The 8,803-nt window shown below is 52.9% G+C and carries 11 protein-coding genes; 5 read left to right on the top strand and 6 right to left on the bottom strand.

Going from position 1 to position 8,803, the window contains the following annotated elements; translation table 11 throughout:
• Positions 1-220: 220 nt before the first annotated feature.
• The 4 genes from JW814_07140 to JW814_07155 are packed head-to-tail and all read left to right on the top strand — an operon-like array spanning position 221 to position 2,461.
• Positions 221-802 carry an RNA polymerase sigma factor gene (locus JW814_07140; protein MBN2071217.1) on the top strand — a complete coding sequence of 194 codons (582 nt, stop codon included), beginning with the start codon at positions 221-223 and terminating at the stop codon, positions 800-802.
• A complete protein-coding gene (locus JW814_07145) occupies positions 799-1,236 on the top strand; it encodes a zf-HC2 domain-containing protein (GenBank protein MBN2071218.1) in 438 nt (145 codons plus the stop codon). Before JW814_07140 ends, JW814_07145 begins: the two co-directional genes overlap by 4 nt.
• A gap of 29 nt (positions 1,237-1,265) precedes the next feature.
• Positions 1,266-1,586, top strand: coding sequence for a YbjQ family protein (locus JW814_07150; protein ID MBN2071219.1), 321 nt, complete (start codon positions 1,266-1,268; stop codon positions 1,584-1,586).
• The gene (locus tag JW814_07155; GenBank protein ID MBN2071220.1) at positions 1,586-2,461 is read left to right on the top strand and encodes an MBL fold metallo-hydrolase; all 876 of its coding nucleotides are present in this window, start codon (positions 1,586-1,588) and stop codon (positions 2,459-2,461) included. Before JW814_07150 ends, JW814_07155 begins: the two co-directional genes overlap by 1 nt.
• On the opposite strand, the gene JW814_07160 is transcribed toward JW814_07155, so the two are convergent.
• The 6 genes from JW814_07160 to JW814_07185 form a co-directional block, all read right to left on the bottom strand.
• Positions 2,420-3,748, bottom strand: coding sequence for an ArsB/NhaD family transporter (locus JW814_07160; GenBank protein MBN2071221.1), 1,329 nt, complete (start codon positions 3,746-3,748; stop codon positions 2,420-2,422). The two genes, JW814_07155 and JW814_07160, sit on opposite strands and share 42 nt — an antisense overlap.
• Positions 3,745-4,200 carry a CBS domain-containing protein gene (locus JW814_07165; protein MBN2071222.1) on the bottom strand — a complete coding sequence of 152 codons (456 nt, stop codon included), beginning with the start codon at positions 4,198-4,200 and terminating at the stop codon, positions 3,745-3,747. Before JW814_07165 ends, JW814_07160 begins: the two co-directional genes overlap by 4 nt.
• A 26-nt stretch (positions 4,201-4,226) precedes the next feature.
• Positions 4,227-4,691: a PTS sugar transporter subunit IIA gene (locus tag JW814_07170; protein MBN2071223.1), complete on the bottom strand. Its 465-nt coding sequence runs from the start codon at positions 4,689-4,691 to the stop codon at positions 4,227-4,229.
• A 100-nt stretch (positions 4,692-4,791) separates the two neighbouring features.
• The gene (locus JW814_07175; protein MBN2071224.1) at positions 4,792-5,481 is read right to left on the bottom strand and encodes a hypothetical protein; all 690 of its coding nucleotides are present in this window, start codon (positions 5,479-5,481) and stop codon (positions 4,792-4,794) included.
• A gap of 42 nt (positions 5,482-5,523) precedes the next feature.
• Positions 5,524-6,633, bottom strand: a complete 1,110-nt coding sequence (locus JW814_07180; protein MBN2071225.1) for a pyridoxal phosphate-dependent aminotransferase — start codon at positions 6,631-6,633, stop codon at positions 5,524-5,526.
• A gap of 111 nt (positions 6,634-6,744) precedes the next feature.
• Positions 6,745-7,515: a laccase domain-containing protein gene (locus JW814_07185; GenBank protein MBN2071226.1), complete on the bottom strand. Its 771-nt coding sequence runs from the start codon at positions 7,513-7,515 to the stop codon at positions 6,745-6,747.
• Between the two features lie 402 nt (positions 7,516-7,917).
• Here JW814_07185 and JW814_07190 point away from each other — a divergent pair, with 402 nt between their 5' ends.
• A complete protein-coding gene (locus JW814_07190; GenBank protein MBN2071227.1) occupies positions 7,918-8,649 on the top strand; it encodes a hypothetical protein in 732 nt (243 codons plus the stop codon).
• The last annotated feature ends 154 nt before the right edge of the window (positions 8,650-8,803 follow it).

The following is an 8,803-nucleotide window of genomic DNA, read 5'->3' on the forward strand; positions in this document are numbered from 1 at the left end:
AGGATGGATTAGAAGCTAAAGCAGCTTAAAAGAGGTGACCGTGGATGCAGAGAAAAATCTCATACACAACATTTGACAGTATCTCGCCCGGCGGCCCGGGGCGGCGATATTTTTCTTTCATTTGGACAAGCGCCCGGAGTATTATTGAAGCGCCCGTCAGGGGCGTTTTATTTTATTGAATAATATCGGCCATTGTCTTGTATCTATAAGTGAGAGTGAATTGGAAAGAACAACGGAGATATCCAGAGAGACCCTGCTTGAGTGGAAAAAGGGTAACGTCAGGGCGTTCGAGGAGATCGTGACTGTGACGAGACAACGAGCCTATTCTTTCGCGCTCGGACTTGTGGGCAACAGCGAGGACGCGCGCGACCTTTCCCAGGAAGCGTTCATCGCGGCGCACAATGCCCGCAAGAGCTTCGACGCCGATAAACCCTTTTTCCCGTGGTTTTACAGGATACTGAGGAATCGTTGCCTCAATTTTATCCGCAGCAGGGCGAGAAAAAGGGAAATATCGATGGATATCCTTATCGAAAAGGCAAGCACCGAGGCTTCTCCAGACACCAGCATGATCAGGAAGGAGAACGCCGAAGCGCTGTGGAAGGGTCTCTTCGCCCTGTCGGAAGAGCACAGGGAGGTTATGGTCCTGCGCTGCTTTTACGACCTGTCGTACAGGGAGATATCGGAGACTCTCGTGATTTCCGAGGGAACTGTCATGTCGCGCCTCTTCTATGCCAGGAAGGCTCTCTATGGCATTTTGAAGGACAGGTTTGACGAGTCCCAGATGGAAGGGGATGATGCGTGATGGGTTGTGAACGGATGGAAACGGATGGAATGCGTTATCTCGATGGCGAGATGTCGCTTCAGGAAAAATCGGAATTCGAAAAACATCTCGATTCCTGCCGGGCGTGCAGGGAAGCTGTCGCCCAGATGAACAGGCTCGGGATACTTACCCGCGGGGTCGTCATCAAGGACCCGCGGGACTCGTTCTGGGACGGATACTGGAAGTCGATCTACAGGAGGATCGAGAGAAAGACCGCGTGGATATTCATACTGCTCGGCGGTATCCTCATCATCCTTTACGAATTGTACAGAGCGGTGAGGGACATGGGCGAGTTGACAATCTCGAAGATCGCTATTATTCTCCTGCTGACAGGGCTTGCCATACTGCTGGCCTCTGTCGTGCGCGAAAGGATACACCAGCGGAAGGTCGACAGGTACAGGGATATCAAGAGGTAGCGGCGGCCTGGCGCTGAAGGGAATCAAAGATGATAATAGTCACTCTGGAAACGGTACCGGGCAGGAAGATCGTGGAGACCCTCGGCCTCGTGCGGGGGAATACGATCCGGGCGCGCAATATCGGCAGGGATATCCTGGCTGTAATGAGGAATATCGTCGGCGGCGAGATCGTCGAATACACCAAGATGATAGCCGAATCGCGCGAACAGGCCCTCGACAGGATGCTCGACGAGGCCAAGGCTCTCGGTGCCGACGCCGTCGTGGGATTCAGGTTCACCACTTCCTCGATGATGGACGGGGCGGCCGAACTGCTCGCCTACGGGACCGCTGTAAGGACAGAGGCTCTCTGATGAAACTTGGCCGTTTTACGCTCAAGGCTATCGAAACAGGGCATTTCCGCCTCGACGGCGGAGCGATGTTCGGGGTCGTTCCGAGGGTGCTCTGGGAGAAGACCGACCCTGCCGACGCTGACAACCGGATCTCGATGCATATGAGAGCGCTCTATGTCGAGGGGGACGGGCGCAGGGCGCTCGTCGACAGCGGCGCGGGGACTAAGCTCGGCGAGAAGATGCTGAAGAACTATCTGATCGAATGCCTGCCGGTCAGAGATGTCCTTAAGGCCAGCGGTATCGATCCCGACGCGATAACAGATGTCATCGCGACTCACCTTCATTTCGACCATGCCGGCGGATATACATATTTCGACGAAGAAGGGAGACCGGCTCTCTCATTTCCAGACGCCGTCCACTACATACAGAAACGGCAGTGGGATGCCGCCCTCAATCCGAACGAAAAGGACAGGGCGAGCTTTTTCCCCGAGAATTTCCTCCCGATCGCCGATCTTGGCAGGCTCAAGCTTCTGGATGGCGAGGCGGAGATATTTCCCGGCGTGACAGTGCTGCCGGTCGACGGACATACCGACGGTCAGCAGGTCGTGCTCATCGAGACCGGTGAAGGATCGCTCCTCTATTGCGGAGACCTAATCCCGCTTGCCAGCCATGTAAATCTTCCGTACATAATGGCTTACGACCACCACCCACTTCAGACTCTCGGGGAGAAGAAGGAACTCCTCGGCAGGGCGGCAGACGGGGACTGGATCCTCTTTTTCGAGCATGATCCGAAGATCGCCGCGTGCAGGGTGAGAAGAAACGAAAAGGGAAGGTTCGAGATCTACGATACCGGCTTATTTCAGGAAGAGATACCTGACGAGCAGGTAGGCGCTTGAGATCACGATCGAGACGATCATCAACGGGAATCCATACCTTAAATAATTCTTGAAATTAAGGGGGCTGCTCGTCTTCTCGCTGAAGCCGGCTATGACGACGTTGGCCGAGGCTCCGACGAGAGTCCCGTTTCCACCCATGCAGGCTCCCAGGGCGAGCGCCCACCAGAGCGGCTGGGACTGCTTTATATAATAGAGCGCGTACGCCGCCTCATCGAGCCCGTCGACGTTGGGGAAGAGGGCGATGCTGATCTTTGCCAGCAGCGGGATCATCGCCGCGACGAACGGTATGTTGTCGAGGAATGAAGAGGCGATAGCCGAGACCCAGAGGATGCAGAGGCTCAGGACGATGAGATTGCCGCTGATCGAAAGGACGCCGTTGGCGAGCTTCTCGAGCAGCCCGACCTTCTCGAGCCCCCCGACGAGGACGAAGAGGCCGATGAAGAAGAAAAGAGTCGTCCATTCTATCTCCTCGAACCTTTTCTCTATATCCGTCCCGCTCCAGACGAGAAGAGCCGAACCGCCTGCCATCGCGACGGTCGCCGGCTTGAGGCCAAGATAGTCGTGAATTATGAATCCCGCCATCGTTACCCCAAGGATTATCATCGAACGGACGAGAAGTTTCCTGTCCTTTATCACCTTCGTCTCGTCCATCCCCTCGATCACCTTCTTGAAATCGACGAACTCGACTTTGAGATCTTTCCTGAAAAGGACTCTCAGCAGGAGTAGTGTCACGGCCAGGACTATCACTACTACCGGGCCGAGATTGACGAGAAAATCGAGGAAAGTGAGATCGGTGGCGCTGCCGATCAGTATGTTCGGGGGATCACCGATCAACGTCGCAGTTCCCCCGATGTTGGAGGCGAGGATCTCGGCGACGAGAAAGGGGAATGGGCTGATATCGAGCATCTCGGCGATCAGTATCGTTATCGGAGCTATCAGAAGAACGGTTGTCACGTTGTCGAGAAGGGCGGAGGCGACCGCGGTGAAGATCGAGAACCAGAGGAGTATCTTCCAGCTGTCGCCCTCGGTCTTTTTCGTGATGACGATCGCGATATAGGTGAATACGCCGGTCTCCTTTATGACGCTGATCAGGAGCATCATCCCGATCAGCAGCCCGATCGTATTGAAGTCGATATAACTGAAAGCCTCTTTCTGGGTGAGGACGTGAAAGATCACGACGAGCGCCGCGCCGAGCAGCGCGATCTTCGTCCTGTGGATCCTCTCGGAGATTATAAGGCCGTAGGCGATAACGAAGACTGAAAGAGCTATAATCGTTTGCGTCGTCACTTCTCTTCATCCATATCGTATATGGCCCTGCAGACATCGTTCTGGCTGATCATGCCGACCAGGCGTCCGCCGCTCAGGACGGGGATGCGCGGAAGGTTGTGCTTGTGAAGGACGGCGGCGGCTTTCATCACGCTGTCGCTGACGTCGAGGACGGTGACGTCCACGCGCATCAGGTCCTCGGCGACAAAGAGCATTTCCTCGACCGAGAAGGAGTCTTTTTCCAGGGCGCCGAAATTATGTATGAAGTCGACGCTTCTTATCATGTCTATATATTCGGGGAGAAAGATCAGGATGAAATCGTCGATTGTTATGATCCCGGCAAGCGAGCCGTCCTCCTCGACGACCGGAAGGACCGATTCACCCGACTCGAAGAAAGCCCTGGCGACTTCCTTGAGGGGAGCGTCGGGGGAGAGCCTTCGAAAATCCTCCCTGATATATTTTCCTATGTTCAACGCTTCTCCTTCTGCCTGTTAAAGGCTCAGAGATACTTCTTCTCGGCCTTTTCGACCAGGTCGAAGAATTCCTTCTCGTTGCCGCATTCGGCGAGGGCGAGCCGTAATTCCTCATGCTTGACAAGGCGGGAGATCCCGGCCAGCGCCTTGATATGCGGTCCGGAGACGTCGAGGGGGGAGACGAGGATGAAGAATATCTTCGCCTTCTCGCCGTCGATCGAGTCGAAGTCGATACCGCCGCGGGAGAGTCCGAACCCTACGTATAATTTATCGACCGCGGGGGTCTTGGCATGCGGCACGGCAAGTCCCATTCCGATCCCCGTGCTCTGCTTCGATTCGCGGTTTTTCAGCGCTTCGAGTATTTCCGCCCGGGCTTTCAGTTTGTATGCCGCGCAGAGGAGGTCGACGAGCTCTTCAAGGGCGTCGTCCTTGTCCGCCGCGGCGAGATCGAGGGAGATAGCCGATTTTTTTATATCTTTTGAAAGTCTCATTCTGTCACGTCCTTTTCGAGGACGAAAAGTTAATAGAATATATGATCGATGTCAATCAATTACCGGTTTTTCTGCCGGCCCGCTGCCTCGGCGAAGGCCGCTACCAGAGCCTGAAGCCGGCCGTGAGATAGAAGAAGACCCCGCTGTAATTGAGAGTCACTATTTCGCCGGTCTCTGCGTGGGTAGCTATGTCCTTGAACTTGTTCTCCATTTCGGTGATCTTCGCGTTTCTGTATCCGAACATCAGTCCGACCTCTACCGGGTTCAGGAAATTCGTCGTTGCTTCGGCGAAGAGGTCCCATCCGTAATTGTTCTGCTTGTATTCGAGCAGCCTCGTCGATTCAGTCACCTCGTTCGATCCGTATATCGCTTTGGTGTAGGTGCCCCTCGCTCCGACGTTTATATCGAGGAGCTTCGGGAACTTGACGACATTCACCGCTCCGCCCATCATATAGACGTTCGCCGGGCACTTGTACATCAGGGTGAAGGTCGTCGCGTCCATGCTCGAATCGACCCAGTAGTGTTCATAACCGACCAGGAAAGCTATCCTGTCGAAGACCCATATCCTCCCGTCGAGATAGACCTGGAAGCCGTTGTCGATCGGGGAGAGGTTGGTGTTATAGACCTGCCGGAGATAAGTGATCTGCGAGTTGATCTCGGACATCGAGAAACTCGCAGTTCCGATCCCTCCCTTCGCCGATATCGATACGGGGAAAGGGAGCTTGCCCGCGCTGAGCGTGCCGGATAGAAACAGGACCGCGATCGAAACGAGTAATATCGATTTTTTCAAGTTCGGCTCCTTTCAGTCTCCTGATCGATGGTGGGGCCTCTGTCAGAGTCTTTCTTTTTCTTCCAGGTATCTTTCCAGCCGGTCCATCCCCTCGCGGAGGTTCTCGATCGAGTTGGCGTAGGAGATCCGAAGATGCCCCTCGCCGCTCTCCCCGAAATCTATCCCCGGCGTCAGCGCCACTCCGGTCTTTTCAAGGATATCGAAGGCGAGCCTGTACGAGTCGGGATCGATATGGTCGGCTTTTACGAATATATAGAAAGCGCCCTTCGGTTCGATCTTGTAATCGAGCCCGAGAGCCGGAAGCCTTTCGAGAAGGAATCTCCTTCTCTTGTCGTAAAGGGCGATCATCTCCGCGACTTCCGGGTGCTTTTCTTCCAGGGCGCATATCCCCGCCTTCTGAACGAAGGAGTTGGGGGAGATGAAGAAGTTCTGCTGGAGTATCTGCATCTTTCTGAGCGATTTTTCCGGCATGATGATATAGCCGAGCCGCCAGCCGGTCATGGCGAAGAGCTTCGAGAAGCCGTTCAGCACATATGTGTTATCGGTAAATTCGAGCGACGTGTGCGCCGTCTCGCCATAGACGAGGCCGTGATAGATCTCGTCGCTGACGACGGGGATGCCGAGCTCGCATATCTCCTTCAGGTCGGAGCCGGGGATGACCGTTCCCATCGGATTGGCGGGGGAGTTTATCATCACTCCCTTTGTCTTTGGACCGACCGCGCCCTTGATCTCGCCGGCCTTGAGTTGAAAGCCGTTCTCCTCGCGCGTCGATATATACCTCGGGATTCCGCCGAGATAGCGGATGAAATTGGGGTAGCAGGGATAGCATGGGTTGCCGAGGATGATCTCGTCTCCCGGCGATTCAACAAGGGACGACAGGACAAGGAGAAGGGCGGGAGAGACCCCCATCGTGACAAGGACCTGCGAGGGTTTTACCGAAACGGGGTAGTTCCTGTTGTAATAATCGGCTATCGACTCGCGAAATTCGAGTGTACCCCGGCTGTCGGTATAGTGGGTGTCACCGGCGCGGAGAGATTCCACGCCTGCCTTTATTATATTTTTGGGGGTGGAAAAGTCGGGCTCCCCGATCTCCATGTGTATGATCGATCTTCCCTGTTTTTCGAGCTCGATCGCCCTTTCGAGGACTTCCATCACGATGAACGGTTTGATTATATCATTATTATGACTGCTCACCGGCGCCGCCCTCCATTAATGAACCATATATGAGGATAAGCAGTTATGGACGTCAAGTCAAATAGATCGTCACAGAGTCGAGCTGATCATCGCCACGGTCCAGTGGCGGCCTGTGGCGCCGCCATCGCGGCGGTAGGAGAAGCAGAGCTCGCCGTAGCAGGAGGTGCAGATATTGGAAAAGAGGATGTTCTGTTTCTGGATGCCGGCCCTGGCGAATTCGAGGGCGCAGAAACGGGCGAGGTCGAGGTGCCAGCCGTCCTTTCGCTCTTTTGCCACCTCGGGAGGGAAGGCGGCGGCGTCCGATTCGCTGACGGTGTAGCACTTGCCGCATATCCCGGGCCCGGCGATGGCGAGCGTGTTCCTGATATCGATGCTGAAGCTGTCCTTGAGGATATCGAATGCTTTTCCGATGATCCCTCCGCTCGCTCCTGCCCGTCCGACATGCAGGGCGGCGAGGACCCTTTCAGAAGGTGAGTAGAGGAATACCGGGTAGCAGTCGGCGGTGCTCACCACCAGGGCGATATCGCGCGCCATGGTGATCATTCCGTCAGTCTCAGGCTGGATCCCGCCTGATTTGATGATCTTTATCCCAGTCCCGTGTACCTGGTCCATTGTCGCTATCGCCGGGGGGGCGACGCCGAGGTGTTTTATCACTGCAGCCCTGTTTTTCTCGACGTTGCCGGGAAGGTCGCCCACGCCAAGGCCGAGGTTGAGGGAATTATAGGGAGCAGGGCTCACGCCACCCGCCCTGGAGAAAAAGAGGAGGGAGAGCCCGGGGGCGAGTATCTCCAGGGTTGGAAAGGTTCCGACCTTAAGATCCTTATGACTGCTGAAATACATTTCGACCGACTTTCCGGATAAGATGTCCTGCATAGAGGATAATATATATACGGAATAATTCAAGCCCCGAGAGAGGGTAAATTTACGGCTCCCGTCAGGAAGTGCAAAATTCCATGCTGTTTAATGGTTTTGGAAGCATGATTGGACCTGATCTGCTACTAAAGCGTAAAATATTGTTGACATCTAATTCTGAAAATATCTGTTGAATTATCTGCCGCGTTTGTGATAGACTCCCTCGTTATCTCGCCGCACAAACCCATCTACCATACTCCAGAGATAAAAGATCCTGAGTGGGTTATAATAAAAAAACAGTGTAGCCCTTTAACGAAATAAAATTGCGTGTTAGCAGTTTAGTAAATGCGGGATAACAGTAGTTAGATTCCAAATGTGGAGTATTATGCAATGAGTATGTTTTCCGGTGAAGAAATGAAGAGAATCGATAAACCTAGCGATGGCTTTCGAATCCTTCAAAGAAAACTTCGAAAGAAGAAAGAGTCGCCTTACGGAATATTAGATAATATTGAAAAATATATGAATTGGTTTATTCCCTTTGTCTCTTCTTTGTTTTTCGTGATTATAGGAATATCTTACAAAGCTGAGGGCAGTACGATACTGTTAGGTGATATAGTTGCGTTGTTGGGTTTTATATTACTGTTTGCCGCACTGATCTTGGCTCTCTTATCAAGATTGTTCTTGTTTCATTTTAACAAATTGCGGAGTGATGCCGTAATAAAAATTGAATCATGGGCTATGACTTTCTTTAAAAAATATGAAATATTTATGAAAAAGCTAGAACGAGAGCAAGAAGTTGAGCCTGAAATACAAAAGGATCTCAGTGATGCGTTTGTGCGCGATACCGAGGAAGAAGTTGTAGAACTTTGGGAGTTGATGTCAATAGGATTGCTTGATGCAGCGGCGAGTGGATTGAAAGATAAGCTTCAAAAAGAAAATGATCCTGAAAAAGAAAAAGAAATTATTGAAAACGAGAAACTGAAGCAAGAAAGGAAATGGGGAATGAAGAAAGGGTGTGGCAGATGGGCCATACTATGCTTCTACTATTCAAATAGTTTATTTCTTGCCTCATTACTAGCGTGGTTTGTTTTCTTTGTGAAGGAATTAGTGATTTGTAGATAGGAATCTAACTACCGTATCTGGACTCCTCTGGCAATAGTTATTTTGTAAATCTTTGGCGAACTGGGATCTGACTGCAGTCGTATCTCCGGCCTCTGGTAATGGAGAGCTAAAGTCTCCGGGCCAATATGGAACCCGCGCGCGAGGAGCCAATCGC

This window comes from Candidatus Krumholzibacteriota bacterium (assembly GCA_016932415.1).
Classification (GTDB): domain Bacteria; phylum Krumholzibacteriota; class Krumholzibacteriia; order Krumholzibacteriales; family Krumholzibacteriaceae; genus Krumholzibacterium.

Coding starts and splice junctions, on each gene's coding strand:
- JW814_07150 (MBN2071219.1), top strand. CDS start 1,266: ATGATAATAGTCACTCTGGAAACGGTACCGGGCAGGAAGATCGTGGAG.
- JW814_07155 (MBN2071220.1), top strand. CDS start 1,586: ATGAAACTTGGCCGTTTTACGCTCAAGGCTATCGAAACAGGGCATTTC.
- JW814_07170 (MBN2071223.1), bottom strand. CDS start 4,691: ATGAGACTTTCAAAAGATATAAAAAAATCGGCTATCTCCCTCGATCTC.
- JW814_07180 (MBN2071225.1), bottom strand. CDS start 6,633: ATGGAAGTCCTCGAAAGGGCGATCGAGCTCGAAAAACAGGGAAGATCG.
- JW814_07185 (MBN2071226.1), bottom strand. CDS start 7,515: ATGTATTTCAGCAGTCATAAGGATCTTAAGGTCGGAACCTTTCCAACC.
- JW814_07190 (MBN2071227.1), top strand. CDS start 7,918: ATGAGTATGTTTTCCGGTGAAGAAATGAAGAGAATCGATAAACCTAGC.